Consider the following 19,391-nt stretch of genomic DNA (forward strand, 5'->3'; position numbering starts at 1 on the left):
AATCCTCTATTCGTCGGCTTTATCTGTTCTCGCTGGCCTTCAGTCGCTGCAACAGTGAGCGATTGCGGAAGATCAGGTTGGCGATCGTGGCGCCGACACATTCATATTCCGCGTCGAACGCCGGAACCAATGGCAGGATGCCGGGGCTATACGGCGTTTCCAGGCCGGCTTCGACGATTATCCAGTTTGGGCGGTAGGGGGATGTTGTGATGAGGTGGTTGAGCACCTTGATATCTTCCCCTTCGATATCGATCGACAACAGGTCGAAGCGCAGCGGAATATCCTCCCGCGCCAATATCGCCGGCAGAGGTTCGACCTTTACGCTGATCTGACCAGCCGTTGGTCCGAATTTCGCCGAATGGGCCTGGGTCAGGGACGATACGCCATTGTTGGTACCGATGTGGAGCGTGGCTTCCCCTTCATGATTGGAAACCGCCACATTGACGATCTTATAGTTTAGTGGACCGAATTCATGCCTGATCCGGTCGATCAACCGGTCGTTCGCCTCGATCAGCAGGCCGCGCCAGCCGAACCAGCGCATCAGATCATAGCTGTTTGAATCATGGACACCAAGCACGCCAACGTCCACGACAATGCGGTTGGTGCAGACCATGTCCATCATGGCGCGGACCAACGTCGGGATTTCGCCAAATTGCGACATGTCCATGAAGAACTGGTCATGCCGTTCGGGATGATGATGGGTCAGTAACCGCCCGCGCTTGTGGAAGAATTCTTCCGAACCTAGTATCGAATTGAAAGCGTCGCCGATGGAGAGGCGGCCTTTGGTCAGGGCATTGATATGTTGTGCGCGGCCTACCGGATCGGGCGTGCGCAACAGCAACGTGCGATATAGCGCATCTACCAGATCGGGTATCAGGTTTCGATTATATCGGAAGGATCGGATCGCGCGACCGATCCGCCTCACTGCTTTCTCCACCCCATTTCCCCTTGCCACGCGATGCCTTGCGACCCGAAATACAGGTGGCCTGTGGTACAGTGTGGGTCAAGCATTGCGCCGCACGCGGCCTGCAACGGCGTTGCGGAAATGTCCAGTCGGCTGTCAGGGTGGTGCGGACGGCGGGACTTGAACCCGCAATTCCAGGGGAAGGCGGATTTTAAGTCCGCTGCGTCTACCGATTTCGCCACGTCCGCTTATATGCTCAAGGCTCGCCACCCCTGAAGGCTGGCGAGCGAGAGGTCAAGCGACAGATGGCGTTATCAGGCCTCGCCCTTAACGTTCAGCCGCTCGCGCATTTCCTTGCCCGGCTTGAAATAGGGCACGCGCTTGGCATCCACCGGCACTTGTTCGCCAGTTCGGGGATTGCGGCCCGTGCGGGCATCGCGCGATCGGGTGGTGAAGGCGCCAAAGCCGCGCAGTTCGACTCGCCCCCCCGATGATAATCGGTCGACAATCTCCTTGAAGAAAAGATCGACGATCTTCTCCACTTCCTGGAGGTTGAGACCGGGGTTTTCCTCGGCCAGTTTCTGGATCAATTCCGAACGGATCATTGGATCTCCAGCGCCCCTCTGCTGTGCCCCACATGCACAATAGAGATTCGGCAAGCCTTTGACAATCGGGCAACAAGAAGATCGTTTCACTTTCATAAGGACAGGGGCGAGAGACAAAGAAAAAGCCCGCCGAACCTTGGTTCGGCGGGCTTCTTTTTCATGCCGGATGGCAGAAAAGGCGATTAGCCTTCGCTCTTGGCCTTGAGCGCTTCGCCCAGGATGTCGCCCAGCGACGCGCCGCTGTCGGACGAGCCATACTGCGCAACAGCCTGCTTCTCTTCGGCGATCTGCATCGCCTTGACCGAGAAGGTCGGCTTCTTGGCGCGGTCGAAACCGGTCACCATGGCGTCGAACTTCTGGCCGAGCTGGAAGCGTTCCGAACGCTGTTCGTCGCGGTCGCGGCCCAGGTCGCTGCGCTTGATGAAGCCGGTGGCGCCATCTTCGCCAGCCTGGACTTCCAGGCCGCCGTCGCGAACTTCCAGAACGGTCACGGTGACGATCGCGTTCTTGTTCAGGCCAGCCGCCGCAGCAGTGGTGCCGCCAGCGGCCGGGCCGCCACGCTCAAGCTGCTTCATGCCGAGGCTGATGCGTTCCTTCTCGACGTCGATGTCGAGAACGACGGCCTGAACAGCTTCACCCTTGCGGTGCAGCGCCAGCGCGTCTTCGCCCGAAATGCCCCATGCGATGTCCGACATGTGGACCATGCCGTCCACGTCGCCGTCGAGGCCAATGAACAGACCGAATTCGGTCGCGTTCTTGACTTCGCCTTCGACGGTCGAACCGATCGGGTGACGTTCGGCGAACGAATCCCACGGGTTCGACTGGGCCTGCTTGAGGCCGAGCGAGATGCGGCGCTTTTCGGGATCGACTTCCAGAACCAGAACTTCGACTTCCTGGCTGGTCGAAACGATCTTGCCGGGGTGGACGTTCTTCTTGGTCCAGGACATTTCCGAAACGTGGACCAGACCTTCGATGCCGGCTTCCAGCTCAACGAACGCACCATATTCGGTGATGTTCGTGACGCGGCCCGACAGCTTGGCGCCGACCGGGTACTTGGCGCTGGCGCCTTCCCACGGATCGCTTTCCAGCTGCTTCATGCCGAGGCTGATGCGCTGCGTGTCGCGGTTGATGCGGATGATCTGGACACGGACGGTGTCGCCGATGTTGATCATCTCGTTGGGGTGGTTGATGCGCTTGTACGACAGGTCGGTGACGTGCAGCAGGCCATCGATGCCGCCCAGGTCAACGAACGCACCATAATCGGTGATGTTCTTGACGACGCCTTCGATGATCTGACCTTCGGCCAGCGTCTGGATGAGGCCCGAACGCTGTTCTGCGCGGGTTTCTTCCAGAATGGCGCGACGCGACACGACGATGTTGCCGCGGCGGCGATCCATCTTCAGGATCTGGAAAGGCTGCGGAATGTCCATCAGCGGGGTGACGTCGCGAACCGGGCGAATGTCGACCTGCGAACCGGGCAGGAACGCCACGGCGCCGTCGAGATCGACGGTGAAGCCACCCTTGACGCGGCCGAAGATGACGCCTTCGACGCGGGCGCTCTCGGTGAACTCGCTTTCCAGCTTGTCCCAGGCGGCTTCGCGGCGGGCGCGGTCACGCGACAGCATGGCTTCGCCATGGGCGTTTTCGACGCGATCGACATAGACTTCGACTTCGTCGCCGACCTTCAGGTCAGCCTTCTGGCCCGGCGCAGCGAATTCGCGCAGCGGCACGCGGCCTTCCGACTTCAGACCTACGTCGATGACGGCCAGGTCGTTTTCGATGGCGGTAACGGTGCCCTTGACGACGCGGCCTTCAAAGCCGCCGTCTTCACCACCGAGAGAATCATTGAGAAGCGCGGCGAAATCGTCGCGCGAGGGGAATGCCACAGAGGCCATAAAAGGTCCTTCGTTCATCATTGCTGGCCAATCGGTTGTGTCCGATGGTCTTTGGCCAAACCACGCGCAGGACCGAATATCCGGCGCGTATCCAATGGGTTGCCGGTTCAGGGACGCGCAGGCTGGATAAGCGAAAAGGGCGCCCGGAATATCCGCGCGCCTTATCGGGTCATCCCTCAGGGGTGACCTTCAAGCTGGGCGTCCACAAGCGCGATCGCCCGCTGGACGGCCGCGTCTATAGTCAAATCGCTGGTATCTAGCAAGTCCGCGCCTTCGGCCTGCTTCAGGGGGGCATGGTCGCGGCTCATGTCGCGCGTGTCGCGGGCCTGAATGTCGGCGACCAGACTGTCCATGTCAGGATGGCCGCCATGGTTGAGGGCGTCCTGAAAGCGGCGCTCGGCGCGCACCTTGACACTGGCTGTCACGAATATCTTGGCATCCGCGTCGGGCGCGATGACCGTGCCGATATCGCGCCCGTCCAGGATCGCGCCGCCCGGCTGGGTGGCGAAATCGCGCTGCCGCTGGATCAGCGCGTCGCGCACATTCTGATGCACCGACACGCGCGAGGCGAGGCTGCCGACGGCTTCGCTGCGCAGCGCCGGATCGCTCAGGATCGCATCGGCAAAACTGCAGGCGGAGAGGGCGTCCGCCTCATGGTCCGGATCGCCACCGGCCTTCAGCACGGACAGGCCGACTGCGCGATAGAGCAGGCCGGTATCCAGCACGGGCAGATCATAATGGCGCCCCAGCGCCTTGGCGATGGTGCCCTTGCCCGATGCTGCGGGGCCGTCGACGGCGATGATCATGATGGCTTTCTCTTCAATGTTTTTACCAGGCCCAGCAGCGCGATCAGCGTCCAGACGATTTCCAGCGTCATCGACGCCAGGTTGAAATATACGGTCAGCGACCAGATCAGCAACAGCGATCCGACCAGGTTCAGCAGGTTGAACAGCAGGAAATTCATCTGCTTGGCGATGTTGCTGTAAGCGTAGGCCACCACCATGATGGCGCTGCCGATCAGGCCGATGATATTGGCCCAGTCCCAGTCGAAGGCGTCAGCGGTCATGTGACCGCGCCGAGCGTCTGCAACAGCGGAACGAAGGTCGGGAAGCTGGTCGCCACCGGGCGCATATCGTCGATGGTGACGCCGTCCTTCGACACCAGCCCCGCCACGGCAAAGCTCATGGCGATACGGTGGTCAAGTTTCGTCGCGATCGGTCCGCCACCGGCCAGCGGCGCGCCGCCGCTGCCATCGATGATGATGCCGTCTTCCAGTTCCTCGACCTGCACGCCAATCGCACGCAGCCCGTCCGCCATTGTGGCGATGCGGTCCGATTCCTTGACGCGCAATTCCTCAAGGCCACGGAAGACGCTGCGCCCTTCCGCCAGTGCGGCGGCGATGAAGGTGACGGGATATTCGTCGATCATGCTCGGCGCGCGCGCGGGATCGGGCTCCACGCCCTTGAGCGCGGAGGCGGTGACGATCAGGTCGCCGACCGGCTCGCCGCCGACTTCGCGCGCGTTCACGACCTCGATCGATCCGCCCATCTCGCGCAGCAGGTCGATCAGGCCGGCGCGCGTCGTGTTGAGGCCGACATTGGCGATCGATATTTTGGAGCCTGGCACCAGCAGCGCAGCCACCATCGGGAAGGCCGCGGAGGAGGGGTCGCCCGGCACGACGATATTTTGTGGCTTCAGTTCGGCTTCGCCTGCCAGCGTGACGATGCGGGTGCCATCGGCCTGCACTTCGACCTTCAGGTCTGCGCCGAAGCCCTTGAGCATCCGCTCGCTATGGTCGCGGGTCGGGATTGGTTCGACGACGCGGGTGATGCCCGGTGTGTTGAGGCCTGCGAGCAGGATTGCCGACTTCACCTGTGCCGAAGCGACGGGCAGGGTGTAATCCAGCGGCACGGCCGGGCAGGCGCCCTTCATGGTCAGCGGCAGGCGATCGCCGGGGCTGGTCGTGAAGCTGGCGCCAATGCGCGACAGCGGTTCGGTTACGCGCGCCATCGGTCGCTTGCTCAAGGAAGCGTCGCCCACGAAAGTCGCGGTCAGGTCATGGCTGGCCAGCAGGCCCATCAACAGCCGCGTCGACGTACCGCTATTGCCCATGTCGAGCGCCGTTTCGGGCTGGAGCAGCCCGCCGACGCCCACGCCATGGATATGCCATACGCCGTCTGCATCGCGCTGAATGTCTGCGCCCATGGCGCGCATCGCAGCGGCCGTGGCCAGCACATCCTCGCCCTCCAGCAGACCCTCGACCCGGCTTTCGCCCACCGCAAGGGCGGACAGCATCAGCGACCGGTGGGAAATGCTCTTGTCGCCCGGCACGGTGACGCTGCCCGAAAGCGCAGGCGCGGCGGTGAAGGTCTTGGGGGCGGGAATATCGCTATGCTGGGTCACGGGCTATCCGTTGTCATGGAACCGAAAAAATGCGCCCGGCTTTTGACAGCGCGATCCTGCTATGGCAAGGCGCCGCACGTTTCGCGGGCAACATGCGTTGTGCCGTGTGATTTCTGTTTGAGCATCGAAGAAGGAACAGGCCGGACATGGTGAAGGCTGAATGGGGCACGAAGCGGACCTGCCCGAAATGCGCGACTCGCTTCTACGACCTGGGCAAGGATGATCCGGTCACCTGCATCAATTGCAACAGTGCCTGGGAACCGGAACCGGTGCTGAAATCGAAGCAGCCGCTGCCTTATGAGGAAGCGGCGCCCAAGAAGGTGATCGAAACCGCCGATGGCGAGCTGGAAACGGCTGATGACGATCTGGACATCGACGTCGATGACGACGGTGATTCGCCGGATAATGACGTCGATCTGGGTGGTGATGACGACCTGGGCGTCGATGCCGCCGGTGACGACGACAACGACGACAATTAAGTGAAATTTATGCTTGCCAACGGGGTCACCTGACCCTAGAGGCAGCGACCTCCGAAGCGCCGGACCCAAGCGGCGCTTCACTGGTACGGGGCCTTAGCTCAGCTGGGAGAGCGCCTGCATGGCATGCAGGAGGTCAGCGGTTCGATCCCGCTAGGCTCCACCAAATTTCGCCTCTGGCGGAATGCACATATGACCGACGGCATTGCCGGACATGGTCTGATCCATTGGGATGCAGCCTATGCTGCAAATGATGGGGCCTTAGCTCAGCTGGGAGAGCGCCTGCATGGCATGCAGGAGGTCAGCGGTTCGATCCCGCTAGGCTCCACCAATTTTGCCGATAAGCGAATGTCCGGGGGACATTCGTTGGCAAAATTCCCCGAGCAAAGCGAGGGTGGCACAGCATCGATCGCTGATGCCAATCAGTCCGAACATTTCAGAAAAACGCGCAGCCGCTGGGCTGATTCCGCCGTGCATCCCGCACCGCTTTTCCCTCCGCCCGCATAAAGGGGCTGGCGTCCCCTTTGCACGCCTGCCACGCACGGTAATAATCGGCGCGCGACGTCGAATGGAGAGGGTATTTCCGTTCGAACAAGGGGGCGGTCTTCGGACTGACAGGAGCCATCGTGATAGATCCTGCTTCGCTGACCGTCACGAAACTGTTCCCGACGCCGCTCGTCAGTGTCGTCCATCCCGATGCCGAGCGACTCAGTCCAGCTTTGAAAGCTGCCATCCTCGCTCGCGAATCCAGCCATCCCGGTGTCAGCCACAGTAATGAAGGCGGCTGGCAGTCCAGCGACGACCTTCTCGGCTGGACCGGCGAAGCGGGGCAGGCGTTGATCGATTTCGCGACTGAGCTTGCCAACATGCTGTCCGCCGTCTGGCATCCCCAGCGGGGCCTGCTGGAGGCCGATCTGAGCTGGGCCTTCAATGCATGGGCCAATGTCAACCGAACGGGGCATGGCAACGCCCAGCACGCCCATCCGGGGGCCTATTGGTCGGCCGTCTACTGGGTGGACGATGGCATGGCCGGTCAGGAGGATGATCTGGGCGGAGAACTGGAATTTGCCGATCCGCGCGGCCCGGTGGCGACGATGCTGTCGTCGGAACTCAAGATGAAGATCGAAGGCTGTCTTGACGCGGGCCTAGCCCATCGCATCAGGCCGCGCACGGGAACATTGGTCATGTTCCCGTCCTGGCTGCTGCATTCGGTGCGTCGATTCACCGGGGTGGGTCCGCGAATCTCGATCGCGATCAATTTCGTCCCGCCGGGGCGGTAAAGATACCTGCCCGTCAGGCCAGCGACACGAAACTGTCCATCACCCGCTTGCGCCCGGCCGTCTCGAAATCGATCTCCAGCTTGTTGCCTTCTATCTCTGCGACGGTGCCGTAACCGAATTTCTGATGGAACACGCGCTGGCCGATACTCATGTCGCTGCGTCCCTTATTGCCCAGCGATACCGCCGATGTCCGCGCTTCGACGATTCGCACCGGTTCGCGGCTGAACTGGCCCGACGATTGCGCCCGTTGCCAGCCCGGTCCCCGGCCTGATCCGCGCGCGACATTGGCGAAGGGATCGTCTCGCTCGGACCAGTTGGCCCGCCACAGCGACGCGCCGCCGCTCATGCTGCTTTCCTCCTCGACATGTTCGGGCGGCAATTCGCCCACGAAGCGCGACGGGATGCTGCTGGTCCACTGGCCATAGATGCGGCGATTGGCGGCATGCAGGATGGTGCAGCGCCTGCGCGCCCGCGTGATCGCCACATAAGCGAGCCGCCGTTCCTCCTCCAGGCTGTTCTGCCCGCCTTCGTCCAGTGCGCGTTGCGAAGGGAAGACGCCTTCTTCCCAGCCGACAAGGAAGGTCGTGTCGAACTCCAGCCCCTTGGCGGCGTGGATGGTCATGATCGTGACCTTGCGCTCGTCCGCCTGCGCCTCATTGTCCATGACGAGGCTGACATGCTCCAGAAACGCGCCCAGCGTCTCATATTCCTCCATCGCACGGGCGAGTTCGGACAGATTCTCCAGCCGCCCGGCGCTCTCTGTGGTGCGCTCGGCCTGCAACATCGCGGTATAGCCGCTTTCGTCCAATATCTGCCGTGCCAGTTCGGCATGGGGCAGTTGGGCCGCCCGGTCGCGCCAGCGCGCCAGATCGCCGACGAAACTGCCTAGCGACCGGCGCGCCTGCGGCGTCAGTTCGTCGGTGTCGAGGATGCGCGCCGCCGCCAGTGCCAGCGGAATGCCTTCCGCGCGGGCCAGCCGGTGCAACTTCTCCACCGCCTTGTCGCCCAGGCCGCGCTTGGGCACGTTGACGATCCGTTCGAACGCCAGATCGTCCGCCGGCTGGTTCACCAGCCGCAGATAGGCCAGTGCATCGCGGATTTCGGCGCGCTCATAGAAGCGGAAACCACCGACGATGCGATAGGGCAGGCCTATCTGGATGAAGCGGTCTTCGAACTCGCGGGTCTGGTGCTGGGCGCGGACGAGGATCGCCACTTCGTCCAGCGATCCGCCGCTCCGTTCGATCCCCTCAATCTCCTCGCCGACGCGCCGGGCCTCCTCCGGCCCGTCCCACACGCCGACGACCTTCACCTTCTCGCCGACGTCGATATCGGTCCACAATGTCTTGCCCAGCCGATTGCCATTTTCGGCGATCACGCCCGATGCCGCGCCCAAAATATGCGGCGTGGAGCGATAATTCTGCTCCAGCCGGATGATCGTGGCGCCCGGGAAATCCTTCTCGAAGCGCAGGATGTTCGCCACCTCCGCGCCGCGCCAGCTATAGATGGACTGGTCGTCATCGCCCACGCAGCAGATATTCTTGCGCGTCTGGGCCAGCAGCCGCAGCCACAGATATTGGCTGGAGTTGGTGTCCTGATATTCGTCCACCATGATATAGCGGAATTTCTGCTGATATTGCTCCAGCACGTCGCGATGCTTCTTCAGGATCGTCAGCACATGCAGCAGCAGGTCGCCAAAATCGCAGGCATTCACATCGCGCAGCCGCGCCTGATAGGCGGCATAGAGCTTCTGTCCCTTGCCATGGGCATAGCCTTTGCTTTCTCCCGCGCCGACATCCTCGGGCGTCCAGCCCTTATTCTTCCACTGGTCGATCAGTCCGCCCAGTTGCCGCGCGGGCCAGCGCTTTTCATCGATCCCCTCGGCCTGGATCAACTGCTTCATCAGCCGCAACTGGTCGTCGGTGTCCAGAATGGTGAAATTGGATTGCAGCCCCACCAGTTCGGCATGGCGGCGCAGCATCTTGGCCGCGATGGCGTGGAAGGTGCCCAGCCACGGCATCCCCTCGACCGCGTCGCCGATCATGCTGCCGACACGCGCGCGCATTTCCCGCGCCGCCTTGTTGGTGAAGGTCACGGCCAATATTTCCGAGGGCCAGGCGCGGCGCGTGCCGATCAAATGGGCGAGTCGCGCGGTCAGCGCCGCCGTCTTGCCCGTGCCCGCGCCGGCCAGCACCAGCACCGGTCCTTCGGTCGTCAGCACGGCCTCCCGCTGCGGTTCGTTCAGGCCCTTGAGGTAGGGCGGATCATTGGGGGAGGGGGCTGGCAGGGTCATCGGGGTCAACTAGGGATGGCAGGCAAGGGGAGCAAGGGGCGAGCGTTGGCCCGGCCCCTTGCGGCGACCGGCTTTCTATGAGAACAAAAGGCGAATCATGCAAGGGAGATGCGCCATGGTGACAGGCAAATGCCAATGCGGGGCGATCCGCTACGAAGCGGAGGGAGAGCCGGCTTATAGCGCGCTGTGCCATTGCGCTGATTGCCGCGCGAGTGCCGGCGCACCGATGGTCGGCTGGGCGCTGTTTCCGGAAGACAAGGTGACGATCAGCGGCGATCCTGTGCGTTACCAGTCGTCGGAAAATGCCACCCGCCATTTTTGCGGTACCTGTGGGACGGGGCTGTTCTACACCAATCCGGTCATTTTTCCCGGTGCGATCGATATTCAGACGGCGACTTTGGACGATTCCGCCGCTCTGCCGCCACAGGCGCAGATCCAGATGGCCGAAGCCGCACCATGGATGGCGCATTTGCAGAATCTGCCGAGCTTCGAACGCTATCCCGAGGGACCGTGATATCCGGTCTGGCGCGGCTGCGGCACGTCTGGTCGCCAGCGTAAGGAACGACGGGATGATGCTTCCGGTTTTCTCCTGAGCCCGAGCGGGCAAACGGGGCGAGAACATAGGAAGGAAATCCCGATGAAGAATGTCATGCTGGCCGGTGCCGCCATGCTGGGTATCACCGCCATGTCCGGTATCGCGATCGCGCAGGAGGTGCCGACCAGTCAGGCGCCTGCCGACGCGGCAACCCCGCCACCGCCTGCCGACCCAGCCGTTGCCGATCCCAATGCTGGCCAGCCGACCGGCGCTGTGCCCGCCGAAACGGGGATGGTGCCCGCCCCAGCCAACGTTCCGGAAGATCCGAGCGCGCCGGTCGGTTCCTCCGCCAATCCGGTGACGGTGGGCGGCAACATGACCCCGCCGCCGACCGAGGCAAAAGACTATCCGCGCTGCTCGCGCACCGTGCAGGATAGTTGTGTCAATCCGGGCGAGGCGGGGAAGGCCCGCAAGCCGCGCTGACACTACCCATCGGCGCGGGCAGAGCGGCGATCAGCGCCGCCAGCCCGCGCCGGTCGCGCGCTGCATCAGCCAGGCTGTAGCGGTCGAGAACCGCAAGAAAGGCGCCCGTCGCCTCGGCCAATATCCCTGACAGGCCGCACGCCGACCGGATTGCGCAGGATGCGCAGTCCGCCATTTTCATATCAGGTTCGCTATAGCGCACTACCGCGCCGATACCGATCTCCGTGGGCGGGCGTGCCAGAGTGAAGCCGCCGCCTCGACCTCGTTGCGTGGCGACGAAATCGCCAAGCGCCAGATGGTGAACCACCTTCATCAGATGATTGCGCGACAGGTCATAACCCTCGGCAATTTCCGCGATCGTCGCGCGCTCTGACGGTGCCGCGGCCAGATGGATCAATATGCGTAGCGCATAGTCGGTGTGGCGGGTCAATTGCATCGACATAGACGATAGAGGTGGAGCGGGCAGCTTTCAAACATATATTCTGTTTACATGTTATAAGATGCAAATTAAATGCATCTTATCGACTCCGCTGAAAGGTCAAACAAGTGTCTCACTCGCTGTCTCAGGAAACCGTCGCCATCGTGAAATCCACCGGCCCCGCTTTGCGTCGGCACGGTGTGGAGATCACCACGGCCATGTATGCCCGCCTGTTTCAGGATACGGAGGTGAAGGCGATGTTCGATGCTGCGGCGCAGGACAGCGGGGAACAGCCCCGGCGGCTGGCGGCGGCGATCCTGGGCTATGCCGAGAATATCGACAAGCTGGAGGCGCTGGGCGGCGCGATCGCCCGCATGGTTGCGCGCCATGTCGATACGGGTGTGAAACCCGAACATTATCCCAAGGTCGCCGCCGCCCTGCTGCCCGCCATCCGCGACGTGCTGGGCGAGGAGGTCGCGACCGACGCCGTACTGGCCGCCTGGGCCGAAGCCTATCAGTTCCTGGCGGACATTCTTATCGCGGAAGAGGCGAAGGCTTACGCCGTAGCGGCCTGATCAAACATCCGTTCGGTTCGCACTTGTCCAGAACCGAGCGGGAAATCACAGTGTCCCCGCCCGCACGCTGATCGGCCAGCTTATGGGGCGGGTCTGTTCGGGGTCGCCCCACAGGTCGATCAGGTCGGCGGCGAAATCCGTCAGCTTCCGTTCCTGCCCGGCCTCCCGCGCGCGGCGGACGGCGGACCATGTGCCGACATAGCCGAGCAATTGATGGGTGTTCCAGTTCCGACGGATCGCCATCGTGGGCACCGCCAGCGGCGGGAAAGGAAAGGCTATGTCTGCATAGCCATTTTCGACCATATGGCGCTCGGCGGGCCAGAAGGGGCCTACGTCCAGATCATGGAAGCGGGCCAGCCGATCATTGATCGGTCCCGGATCGAGCCGCGCCACGCCATAGCTGACCAGTGCGATCATTGCCCCCGGCGCGGCGATCCGCCGCGTCTCCGCATAAAAGGCAGGCAGGTCGAACCAGTGCGCCGCCTGCGCCGCCGTGATCAGGCTGGCCGCGCCATCCTCGACAGCCAGCGCTTCGGCTGGCGCGCAGCGATAAGTGATCCGCGCATCCGGTGCGGCATGGGCGATCTGGTCCGCACTGGGATCAAGGCCGATTACCGCTTCGAAATGCGCCGCCAGCAACCCTGTGAACTGGCCGTTGCCGCAACCGACATCGACCGCCAGCCGACGGTTGGGCGCCAGTTCCGCCAGCGCCTGCGCCAGGACATCGGGATAGTCGGGGCGATAGCGGGCATAGTTGGCGCCGCCCTGATCGAACCAGTTGGTCGCCCCGCCCATCGTCAATCTTCCGCCCGCAGCAGGGTGATCCGTGCTTTGCCGACATCGCGTACCGCGTCGACGGTAAAGCCCTTCACCACCACATCCTCGCGCCGGTCTGTCTCGATGCTGACCCAAGTCGCACTGTTGGTCCATCCCAGCCGCGCCAGCTTGTCGAGCGCCACCTGGCCCGCACCCGTTTCATAGGGCGGGTCCATGAAGATCAGGTCGAGCGGCTTGGGTGCCGGCCCAAGCGACAGGACGCTGCTGGCACGGATATCGGGGCGAATGCCCAGCCGGTCGCCATTGGCCCGGATCACGTCCAGCGCCGCCTTGTCCTGTTCCACGAACAGGCAGGACGCTGCGCCGCGTGACAGCGATTCAAAGCCCAGTGCGCCTGACCCGGCGAAGAAATCGCCCACGGCCAGCCCTTCGAACGATCCGATCCGGCTGGTCAGCATGGAAAACAGCGTTTCGCGCGTGCGGTCTGCGGTCGGGCGGGTCGCATCGCCCTTGGGCGCGGTCAGCGGGCGTCCGCGCCATTGGCCTGAAATGATCCTCATTGCGGGGCCGCCTTCAGGCTGGCGCGGAAGTAATCCAGATCATGCTGGCGCACTTCCTCGACCGCGCCGACCGGCAGTTCGCCCAGATGGAAGGGGCCGTAACTGGTGCGGATCAGGCGGTTCACCTTCAGGTCCAGATGCTCCAGAACCCGGCGCACTTCGCGGTTCTTGCCTTCGGTCAGGGTCATTTCGATCCACTGGTTGCGGCCGGTGCGCCGTTCCAGATTGGCCTCGATCGGGCCATAGCGGATACCGTCAATTTCCACCCCGTCGAACAGGTCTTCCAGTTGTTGCTGACTCACCTCGCCAAAGGCGCGGGCGCGATAGGTGCGCGGCACGCCGGACGATGGCAATTCCATCTGCCGCTTGAAGCCGCCATCGCTGGTCATCAGCAGCAGCCCTTCGGTATTCATGTCCAGACGGCCGATCGGCATCAGACGGGGCAGGTCGGCGGGCAGGCGATCATAGATGGTCGGCCGCCCGGCCGGATCACGCTCGGTGGTCAGATAGCCGGTGGGCTTGTGGAACAGGAACAGGCGCGTGGGTTCCGGTGCGGCGACAGCAATGCCATCGACCGTCACGCCACGCAGCGACGTCAGCAGGGTCGCGGGCGTATCCAGCGCCACGCCGTCCTTCGCCACCCGGCCTTCCTCGATCATCCGCTCGATTTCGCGGCGGGAAGCTACACCTGCACGGGCCAGCAGTTTGGCGATGCGCTGCGGTTCACCCGTGCCTTCCGCCGCGGCATGGGCGGGATGCGGGTTGGCCGGACCTGCGGGGGCGGGCTTCTTTCCACCCGGCTTGCGGGGCGGATAGCTTTTCGGAGCTTCTGCCTGTCCCCGATCGAAGCGAGGCCGTTCGGCGCGATCGCCTTCGGCGCGGCCCCTTGGTGCGCCGAAGCGCGATCCTTCCGGCCGAGCCCTTTCCGGTCGGCCGCGATCGAAGCGGGGCCGTTCTGCCCGTTCGTCTTCGCCCCGGTTGCCGCGTGCGTCTTTGGGGGCGCCAAAGCGCGATCCTTCTGTGCGTGCCCGATCGGACCGACCACGGTCGAAACGTGGACGGTCTGAACGCTCGCCGTCGCTGCGATTGCCGCGCGCGTCTTTCGGTGCGCCGAAACGCGATCCTTCCGTCCGCGCCCGATCGGGGCGGCCACGGTCAGTGCGGGGGCGTTCCGCTCGCTCACCTTCACCCCGGCTGCTGCGTGCATCCTTCGGCGCGCCAAAGCGCGGTCCGTCAGACCTGGTCCGGTCACGGGGGCGCTCGCTACGTTCGCCTTCATTGCGGCCGAAGCGTGATTTGCCATCCCCATCCCGGCCTCCACCGGGGCGCTTGCCGCCGGGACCAGCGGGGCCGGTCGGACGTCTTGGGCCGCCAGGTCCTGCCCGACGGGGCGGTCCGGATTTTTTCGGCGGTTGCACGGGCAGTTCCTTTATTAACGCACTGGTCCTTCCCATATCGACGGAAAGCCAGCAACAGGCTGAAATGTGCCGCTTGGGCGCTTGGGTGAGTGGGACAGCCATTGTCCTCTGGCAACCCGATGCACGAGCATGGCGTTTCTAAAAGTGCATGGCGGACTCAGGGCGGACTTGGCAAATGTTTTTCGGTTTCGTGAAAGAAGGCGGCGTCCATAATGCCCGGCGCAAAACCGTCCGCACCATATTGGTGGTGGAGGATGAGGCGCTGGTCGCGTTCGACAATGAACATGCGCTGGTCCATGCCGGCTATCGGGTCGCGGCCACCGTGGACGACCATGATCATGCGGTGCGGGTAATCGATGCCGGCGGGGTCGATCTGGTGATTGCCGACGTCACGTTGCATGGCGACAGAAGCGGTATCGACGTCGCCCGCCATGCCACGGCGCAGGGATTGCCGGTCCTCTTCGTGACCGGTAGCTGCCCTGTGGACGCCCGTGCTTTGGCGATCGGCTGCCTTGCCAAGCCCTATGCCCCGCGCGATCTGGTCGCGGCGATCAATGTGGTCGACGCTGTCCTGCGCGGCGTGCGCCGTCCGAAGCTGCCGCCCGGCCTCAGCCTGTTCGATATCGCGGCCTGATCGCCGCAAAGGGCGCTTGCCTGTCTGAAATCAGGCCATATGCTGGCGCCTGAATAGACGGTGCCGGGGGATTTAAGTGACGAATATTGACGAAGGCCGCAAAAGCTGGGGCGCGGTCATGCGCCCCTATGTCCGGCCGATGCCATTCGTTTCATTGCTTATAGGTATTTCCAGCGGTTTTCCGTTGATGTTGCTGCTTGGGACCATGGGATATTGGCTGTCAAAGGTCGGTATCCAGAAATCGACTATCGGCTTCGCCATTGGCTTGACCACCCCCTACACGCTTAAATGGCTGTGGGCCCCTCTGGTGGACAAGTTGCCCTTGCCGTTGCTGACTCGGCTTTTCGGTCAGCGTCGTGCTTGGTTGTTCTTCGTACAGGGCCTGCTGTTTTGCGCCATCTGGATGCTGGGAAGCAGCGATCCCGCCAATCATCTGGGCTATTTCGCCTTTTGTGCGATCCTTGTTTCCTTCCTTGGCGCGACACAAGATATCGTCATCGACGCCTATCGCATCGAAATATTGAGCGATGAGGAAATGCCTTACGGTACGGCGACCAATCAGTTTGGCTACCGCTTGGGCGCTTTCTTTTCTGGCGTTGGCACAATATTCCTTTACTCGCCTGAGACCGGTCTCGGCCTTGGGTGGGCCATGGCTTATGGCTTGACCGGATTTTTGGTGTTGCCCGGCGCGATTGGCGCGTTGATCGCCGGCCCTGGCATATATGTCGATCGGCATTCAGAAATGGCCGGTAAGAGCATTGGGGCATGGCTCAAGGAGACCGTGCTAAATCCGTTCATCGAATTTCTGGGACGGCGGGGGTCGGTCCTGATCCTTTTGTTCGTATTACTCTACAAGATCGGCGATGCGATGGGGCAGGGAATGCTCAATCCCATGATCGTCGATTTGGGTTTCACCGATGCCGAATTCATTGCGATCAATAAGGTCGTCGGATTCTGGGGGTTGATCGTGGGAACAGCGCTCGCCGCCCCGTTCATCGCCTGGCTGGGTATGGGGCGTGCACTGTTCTGGTCCGGCCTTATGATGATGCTTAGTAATCTGACTTTTGTTGGCGTTGCGATGCATGGGCATTCCAACTTGTGGCTTACCATTGCGGTTGCGACTGAACAGGTGACAAGTGGCATAGGATTGACCGTGTTCGTGACTTACCTGTCCGGCTTGTCGAGTCTTGCCTACACAGCCACGCAATTCGCGCTTCTGTCATCTTTTGCTGCTGTAGGACGAACTTGGCTCGCCGCGCCAGCGGGCATCATTGCCGACCAAGCTGGATGGGTAGGATTTTGGTTGATGACCATCGTTGCTGCTGTGCCGGGCATGATATTGTTGTGGATCATTTGGTACAAAGGCTTCGTGATCGACAGCGTCCGTCAATCCAGCACGCAAGACGATTGAGCAGGGACGCGTTATGATCTACTTCATCGCCTCGATCTGTCTTCAGATCGTCTGCGCCCTGCATGTCATCCGGTCGGGCCGAAACCAGATCTGGCTGCTGTTTATCTTCCTCTTCTCGCTGCTGGGCTGCTTTGCCTATGTGATGCTGGAGGTGTTGCCGCAGCATTGGAACAACCGCCATGTCCGCACTGCGCGGTCGCAGGTGGTGGGGAAGGTCGATCCCGAACGCGCCGTGCGCGAAGCAGAACGGGCACTGGATATGGCCGATACCGCAGCCAATCATATCGCGCTGGGTGACGCGCAGGCAGCGCGCCATCGCTATGCCGAGGCGGAAGCTGCCTATCGCAAGGCATTGTCGCTTGGGCCGGGCAATGACTGGGGGACGCAGGTCAAGCTGGCCGCCGTGTTGTTCGAACGGGGCGTCAGCGCCGAAGCGCTCCGCCTGCTGGACGCCGCGCCCGAACTGTCCCGCGGTAGCGAGTGGGATCGCAGGGCGCTGTTGCGAGCCCGCATCCTCGCCGACCTCAACCGCAGCGCGGAAGCACGAACCTTGTTCGAGGATGTGGTCGAGCGGGTCGCGGGAGAAGAAGCCCGCTGTCACTATGCGGCTTTCCTGCTCCAACAGGGCGATAGCCGCCGTGCGCAGGCGATATTGGAAGAGGTGGAGCGCCGCGCGAAGCGGATGGACCGGACTCAGCGGGCTTCGCAGGCGGACATGTATCGCTGGGCCGGCGAGCAACTGGCCGAACTGCGCAAGACCTGATCCGGGCGGGGCGGATGCAGCTATCCGCCCTGCACCCCAATTACGGCTTCAGCCAGCCGCGTAGATATCCAGTGGCCGACCAAGGTCATTATGCGCCTGCGCCACCGCCTGAAGGCAGGTCAGCGCGCCGAGCGCATGATCATTGCCCAGCAATTCACTGACCCGGTCATAGGCGGCATTGGGATCACGCAGGGCTTCCCCCGTCGCCTGCATCATCAGTGCCTCGTCAGCGGTCATCCGGGCGCAGCAGCAGGGCGCGACCAGTATCTTGCGGCTCGACGCGCGCGCCAGTTCCAGCATCATCGCGCGCATCAGCACCAGCGGCCGGCGATAGCTGCGGCCGAAAGCGCCCAGCATCGCATTGGCAGCATGGGCGTCATTGACGCCTGCCGTCGCCATTCGCCGCATCACGAACAGGAAGAGACGGTTGCCATAGCCACCGGGAATGGGACGGGGCAGGTCGAGGGGGGAAGTCTCTCCATAAGCCATAGAATCGCGCCTTCTGCGTTAGTCGGTGCACGCATAGTACGCTATTGCAAGTCATTCGCAACTGTTATTCAGTCGGGCAATTGCTCGTTCAGTCGCAAAATTTCGCCCGCCAGATAGAGCGATCCGCCGATCAGCAATTTGGGCGGCACGTTGCCCGCCACTGCTGCAACGGCGTCGATCGCTTCGGCCGGACTTGCGTGGGCGGTGCAGCCGATGCCCCATTGCGCCGCGACGGCGGCAAAGCGTTCGGCCGGATGGTGATCATGGCCGGGCACGGGCAGCGCATGGATATGGGCGATCTTGCCGACGAAGGGCGCGAGGAAAGCGTCCACTTCCTTGTTCGCCAGCATGCCGATGATGAGGTGCAGTTTCTGCCCTTCCAGACGGTCGGCATTGAAATAGGCGCCGATCGCTTCGCCCGCACCGGCATTATGGCCACCATCGAGCCAGGCGGTGGTGCCTTCGGGTAGCGGGGCGAGCAGCGGCCCCTGTTCCAGTCGCTGGAGCCGGGCGGGCCAATGCGCCCAGAGCGGCGCGGCCTTCAGCGCGGCTTCGGGCAGCGGCACAGCATGTTGATGGCGCAGCATGGCGAAGGCGAGCGCGGCATTCTGTACTTGATGCGCCCCGGCCAGACGCGGCAGCGGCGTATCCAGCCGACCCAGATCGTCCCGATAATGGAGCCGGTCGCGATAGACGGCGGCGTCCCAGCCTTCGCCCTGACCGAACCACAGGGTTCCGGCGCGGTCGGCCGCCTCCTGCATGATCGGATGAAGCGCTTCGGGGTAACGCTGCGTCACCAGCGCGGCGCCAGCTTTGGCGATGCCCGCCTTCTCAGCGGCGATCTTGTCCAGCGTGTCGCCCAAAAAGGCCTGATGGTCGATGCCCAGTTGCGCGATGCCGCACACCGCCGGATCGGTGATCACATTGGTCGCGTCGAGACGTCCGCCCAGCCCGACTTCGATGATGCAGGCGTCGGCCGGATGTTCGGCAAAGGCGAGGAAGGCAGCGGCGGTCGTGACTTCAAAGAAACTGGCGTTTACGCCTTCGGCAATATCCAGTACCCGTTCCAGATAGCGCGCCAGTTGATCATCGCTGATCAACTGGCCGGCAATGCGGATACGCTCGTTGAAGCGGACCAGATGGGGCGAGGTGAAGACATGGACGCTCTTGCCGTCCGCTTCCATCGCGGCGCGCAGGAAGGCGCAGGTCGACCCCTTGCCATTGGTGCCGGCGACATGGAACACCGGCGGCAGGCTGCGATGCGGATCGCCCAGCCGCTCCAGCAACCGGGTGATGCGTTCCAGCCCCAGTATGTCCGCGCCGGGGGAGAGCGACCAGAGGCGGTCCAGTTGCGCCTGCACCTGCGGATCGTCCGAAACGGCGTGGTCGGCCATGGCGCCTCAATTCCCCTGCTATGGTCGTATAACGTCATTGCGAGCGAAGCGAAGCAATCCACATGGTGCTAGATGGATTGC

General features: G+C 62.9%; 21 protein-coding genes and 3 tRNA genes. 10 read left to right on the forward strand and 14 right to left on the reverse strand.

The window, feature by feature from the left end; all coding sequences use genetic code 11:
* Positions 1 to 19: 19 nt before the first annotated feature.
* The 7 genes from BMY84_RS14860 to aroA form a co-directional block, all read right to left on the reverse strand.
* On the reverse strand, positions 20 to 937 hold the full coding sequence (locus tag BMY84_RS14860; protein WP_143075054.1) for an FkbM family methyltransferase: 918 nt from the start codon (positions 935 to 937) through the stop codon (positions 20 to 22).
* Positions 938 to 1,066: 129 nt separating this feature from the next.
* Positions 1,067 to 1,152, reverse strand: a tRNA-Leu gene (locus BMY84_RS14865).
* 66 nt (positions 1,153 to 1,218) lie between these two features.
* On the reverse strand, positions 1,219 to 1,509 hold the full coding sequence (locus BMY84_RS14870; protein ID WP_093019768.1) for an integration host factor subunit beta: 291 nt from the start codon (positions 1,507 to 1,509) through the stop codon (positions 1,219 to 1,221).
* Between the two features lie 182 nt (positions 1,510 to 1,691).
* A complete protein-coding gene (gene rpsA / locus BMY84_RS14875) occupies positions 1,692 to 3,404 on the reverse strand; it encodes a 30S ribosomal protein S1 (protein WP_093084858.1) in 1,713 nt (570 codons plus the stop codon).
* A 176-nt stretch (positions 3,405 to 3,580) separates the two neighbouring features.
* Positions 3,581 to 4,210: a (d)CMP kinase gene (gene cmk / locus BMY84_RS14880; protein WP_093084860.1), complete on the reverse strand. Its 630-nt coding sequence runs from the start codon at positions 4,208 to 4,210 to the stop codon at positions 3,581 to 3,583.
* The gene (locus BMY84_RS14885) at positions 4,207 to 4,470 is read right to left on the reverse strand and encodes a CBU_0592 family membrane protein (protein ID WP_093084861.1); all 264 of its coding nucleotides are present in this window, start codon (positions 4,468 to 4,470) and stop codon (positions 4,207 to 4,209) included. Before BMY84_RS14885 ends, cmk begins: the two co-directional genes overlap by 4 nt.
* The gene (gene aroA / locus BMY84_RS14890; RefSeq protein ID WP_093084863.1) at positions 4,467 to 5,807 is read right to left on the reverse strand and encodes a 3-phosphoshikimate 1-carboxyvinyltransferase; all 1,341 of its coding nucleotides are present in this window, start codon (positions 5,805 to 5,807) and stop codon (positions 4,467 to 4,469) included. The genes BMY84_RS14885 and aroA overlap by 4 nt, the downstream gene beginning before the upstream one ends.
* Before the next feature lie 146 nt (positions 5,808 to 5,953).
* Here aroA and BMY84_RS14895 point away from each other — a divergent pair, with 146 nt between their 5' ends.
* The 4 genes from BMY84_RS14895 (at position 5,954) to BMY84_RS14915 (ending at position 7,563) form a co-directional block, all read left to right on the forward strand.
* The gene (locus BMY84_RS14895) at positions 5,954 to 6,286 is read left to right on the forward strand and encodes a TIGR02300 family protein (protein WP_093084864.1); all 333 of its coding nucleotides are present in this window, start codon (positions 5,954 to 5,956) and stop codon (positions 6,284 to 6,286) included.
* An 87-nt stretch (positions 6,287 to 6,373) separates the two neighbouring features.
* Positions 6,374 to 6,449, forward strand: a tRNA-Ala gene (locus BMY84_RS14900).
* Positions 6,450 to 6,538: 89 nt separating this feature from the next.
* Positions 6,539 to 6,614 (forward strand) — tRNA-Ala (locus tag BMY84_RS14905).
* 295 nt (positions 6,615 to 6,909) lie between these two features.
* Positions 6,910 to 7,563 (forward strand): TIGR02466 family protein, encoded by a 654-nt coding sequence (locus BMY84_RS14915; protein ID WP_218146967.1) that lies wholly within the window; start codon positions 6,910 to 6,912, stop codon positions 7,561 to 7,563.
* Positions 7,564 to 7,576: 13 nt separating this feature from the next.
* Here BMY84_RS14915 and BMY84_RS14920 read toward each other — a convergent pair whose 3' ends face one another.
* Positions 7,577 to 9,853 (reverse strand): ATP-dependent helicase, encoded by a 2,277-nt coding sequence (locus tag BMY84_RS14920; protein ID WP_093084867.1) that lies wholly within the window; start codon positions 9,851 to 9,853, stop codon positions 7,577 to 7,579.
* Between the two features lie 115 nt (positions 9,854 to 9,968).
* On the opposite strand from BMY84_RS14920, the gene BMY84_RS14925 reads away from it, so the two are divergent.
* Both BMY84_RS14925 and BMY84_RS14930 read left to right on the forward strand, forming a co-directional pair.
* Positions 9,969 to 10,367 (forward strand): GFA family protein, encoded by a 399-nt coding sequence (locus BMY84_RS14925; protein WP_093084869.1) that lies wholly within the window; start codon positions 9,969 to 9,971, stop codon positions 10,365 to 10,367.
* Positions 10,368 to 10,490: 123 nt separating this feature from the next.
* The gene (locus BMY84_RS14930; protein ID WP_093084870.1) at positions 10,491 to 10,871 is read left to right on the forward strand and encodes a Fe-S oxidoreductase; all 381 of its coding nucleotides are present in this window, start codon (positions 10,491 to 10,493) and stop codon (positions 10,869 to 10,871) included.
* On the opposite strand, the gene BMY84_RS14935 is transcribed toward BMY84_RS14930, so the two are convergent.
* Positions 10,831 to 11,307 (reverse strand): RrF2 family transcriptional regulator, encoded by a 477-nt coding sequence (locus BMY84_RS14935; RefSeq protein ID WP_093084947.1) that lies wholly within the window; start codon positions 11,305 to 11,307, stop codon positions 10,831 to 10,833. The genes BMY84_RS14930 and BMY84_RS14935 overlap by 41 nt on opposite strands.
* Before the next feature lie 110 nt (positions 11,308 to 11,417).
* Between BMY84_RS14935 and BMY84_RS14940 the strand changes: the two genes are divergently transcribed.
* Positions 11,418 to 11,864, forward strand: a complete 447-nt coding sequence (locus BMY84_RS14940) for a globin domain-containing protein (RefSeq protein ID WP_093084872.1) — start codon at positions 11,418 to 11,420, stop codon at positions 11,862 to 11,864.
* Between the two features lie 45 nt (positions 11,865 to 11,909).
* On the opposite strand, the gene BMY84_RS14945 is transcribed toward BMY84_RS14940, so the two are convergent.
* Genes BMY84_RS14945 through BMY84_RS14955 form a run of 3 tightly spaced genes read right to left on the reverse strand, consistent with a single transcriptional unit; the run spans position 11,910 to position 14,619 of the window.
* Positions 11,910 to 12,659, reverse strand: a complete 750-nt coding sequence (locus BMY84_RS14945) for a class I SAM-dependent methyltransferase (protein WP_093084873.1) — start codon at positions 12,657 to 12,659, stop codon at positions 11,910 to 11,912.
* A gap of 2 nt (positions 12,660 to 12,661) precedes the next feature.
* Positions 12,662 to 13,201 carry a 16S rRNA (guanine(966)-N(2))-methyltransferase RsmD gene (rsmD, locus tag BMY84_RS14950; RefSeq protein ID WP_093084875.1) on the reverse strand — a complete coding sequence of 180 codons (540 nt, stop codon included), beginning with the start codon at positions 13,199 to 13,201 and terminating at the stop codon, positions 12,662 to 12,664.
* Positions 13,198 to 14,619 (reverse strand): pseudouridine synthase, encoded by a 1,422-nt coding sequence (locus BMY84_RS14955; RefSeq protein ID WP_093084876.1) that lies wholly within the window; start codon positions 14,617 to 14,619, stop codon positions 13,198 to 13,200. Before BMY84_RS14955 ends, rsmD begins: the two co-directional genes overlap by 4 nt.
* Positions 14,620 to 14,794: 175 nt before the next feature.
* On the opposite strand from BMY84_RS14955, the gene BMY84_RS14960 reads away from it, so the two are divergent.
* From BMY84_RS14960 to BMY84_RS14970, 3 genes are all read left to right on the forward strand, one after another.
* Positions 14,795 to 15,253 (forward strand): response regulator, encoded by a 459-nt coding sequence (locus BMY84_RS14960; protein ID WP_093084878.1) that lies wholly within the window; start codon positions 14,795 to 14,797, stop codon positions 15,251 to 15,253.
* A gap of 76 nt (positions 15,254 to 15,329) precedes the next feature.
* Positions 15,330 to 16,664 carry an AmpG family muropeptide MFS transporter gene (locus tag BMY84_RS14965; protein WP_256215262.1) on the forward strand — a complete coding sequence of 445 codons (1,335 nt, stop codon included), beginning with the start codon at positions 15,330 to 15,332 and terminating at the stop codon, positions 16,662 to 16,664.
* A gap of 13 nt (positions 16,665 to 16,677) precedes the next feature.
* Complete coding sequence (locus BMY84_RS14970) at positions 16,678 to 17,427, forward strand: tetratricopeptide repeat protein (RefSeq protein WP_093084880.1); 750 nt, start codon at positions 16,678 to 16,680, stop codon at positions 17,425 to 17,427.
* Positions 17,428 to 17,475: 48 nt separating this feature from the next.
* Here the strand turns inward: BMY84_RS14970 and BMY84_RS14975 are convergent, their stop codons facing one another.
* Both BMY84_RS14975 and BMY84_RS14980 read right to left on the reverse strand, forming a co-directional pair.
* Positions 17,476 to 17,916: a DUF6628 family protein gene (locus BMY84_RS14975; protein WP_093084881.1), complete on the reverse strand. Its 441-nt coding sequence runs from the start codon at positions 17,914 to 17,916 to the stop codon at positions 17,476 to 17,478.
* A 68-nt stretch (positions 17,917 to 17,984) separates the two neighbouring features.
* Positions 17,985 to 19,310 carry a bifunctional folylpolyglutamate synthase/dihydrofolate synthase gene (locus BMY84_RS14980; protein ID WP_093084883.1) on the reverse strand — a complete coding sequence of 442 codons (1,326 nt, stop codon included), beginning with the start codon at positions 19,308 to 19,310 and terminating at the stop codon, positions 17,985 to 17,987.
* Positions 19,311 to 19,391 lie beyond the last annotated feature (81 nt).

This window comes from Sphingobium sp. AP50 (assembly GCF_900109095.1).
In the GTDB taxonomy this organism is placed as follows: domain Bacteria; phylum Pseudomonadota; class Alphaproteobacteria; order Sphingomonadales; family Sphingomonadaceae; genus Sphingobium.

Excerpts from the sequence above, each read along its gene's own strand:
- BMY84_RS14870 (WP_093019768.1), bottom strand. The coding sequence starts at position 1,509 with ATGATCCGTTCGGAATTGATCCAGAAACTGGCCGAGGAAAACCCCGGT.
- rpsA (WP_093084858.1), bottom strand. The coding sequence starts at position 3,404 with ATGGCCTCTGTGGCATTCCCCTCGCGCGACGATTTCGCCGCGCTTCTC.
- cmk (WP_093084860.1), bottom strand. The coding sequence starts at position 4,210 with ATGATCATCGCCGTCGACGGCCCCGCAGCATCGGGCAAGGGCACCATC.
- BMY84_RS14885 (WP_093084861.1), bottom strand. The coding sequence starts at position 4,470 with ATGACCGCTGACGCCTTCGACTGGGACTGGGCCAATATCATCGGCCTG.
- BMY84_RS14895 (WP_093084864.1), top strand. The coding sequence starts at position 5,954 with ATGGTGAAGGCTGAATGGGGCACGAAGCGGACCTGCCCGAAATGCGCG.
- BMY84_RS14920 (WP_093084867.1), bottom strand. The coding sequence starts at position 9,853 with ATGACCCTGCCAGCCCCCTCCCCCAATGATCCGCCCTACCTCAAGGGC.
- BMY84_RS14925 (WP_093084869.1), top strand. The coding sequence starts at position 9,969 with ATGGTGACAGGCAAATGCCAATGCGGGGCGATCCGCTACGAAGCGGAG.
- BMY84_RS14930 (WP_093084870.1), top strand. The coding sequence starts at position 10,491 with ATGAAGAATGTCATGCTGGCCGGTGCCGCCATGCTGGGTATCACCGCC.
- BMY84_RS14935 (WP_093084947.1), bottom strand. The coding sequence starts at position 11,307 with ATGCAATTGACCCGCCACACCGACTATGCGCTACGCATATTGATCCAT.
- BMY84_RS14945 (WP_093084873.1), bottom strand. The coding sequence starts at position 12,659 with ATGGGCGGGGCGACCAACTGGTTCGATCAGGGCGGCGCCAACTATGCC.
- rsmD (WP_093084875.1), bottom strand. The coding sequence starts at position 13,201 with ATGAGGATCATTTCAGGCCAATGGCGCGGACGCCCGCTGACCGCGCCC.
- BMY84_RS14960 (WP_093084878.1), top strand. The coding sequence starts at position 14,795 with ATGTTTTTCGGTTTCGTGAAAGAAGGCGGCGTCCATAATGCCCGGCGC.
- BMY84_RS14970 (WP_093084880.1), top strand. The coding sequence starts at position 16,678 with ATGATCTACTTCATCGCCTCGATCTGTCTTCAGATCGTCTGCGCCCTG.
- BMY84_RS14975 (WP_093084881.1), bottom strand. The coding sequence starts at position 17,916 with ATGGCTTATGGAGAGACTTCCCCCCTCGACCTGCCCCGTCCCATTCCC.
- BMY84_RS14980 (WP_093084883.1), bottom strand. The coding sequence starts at position 19,310 with ATGGCCGACCACGCCGTTTCGGACGATCCGCAGGTGCAGGCGCAACTG.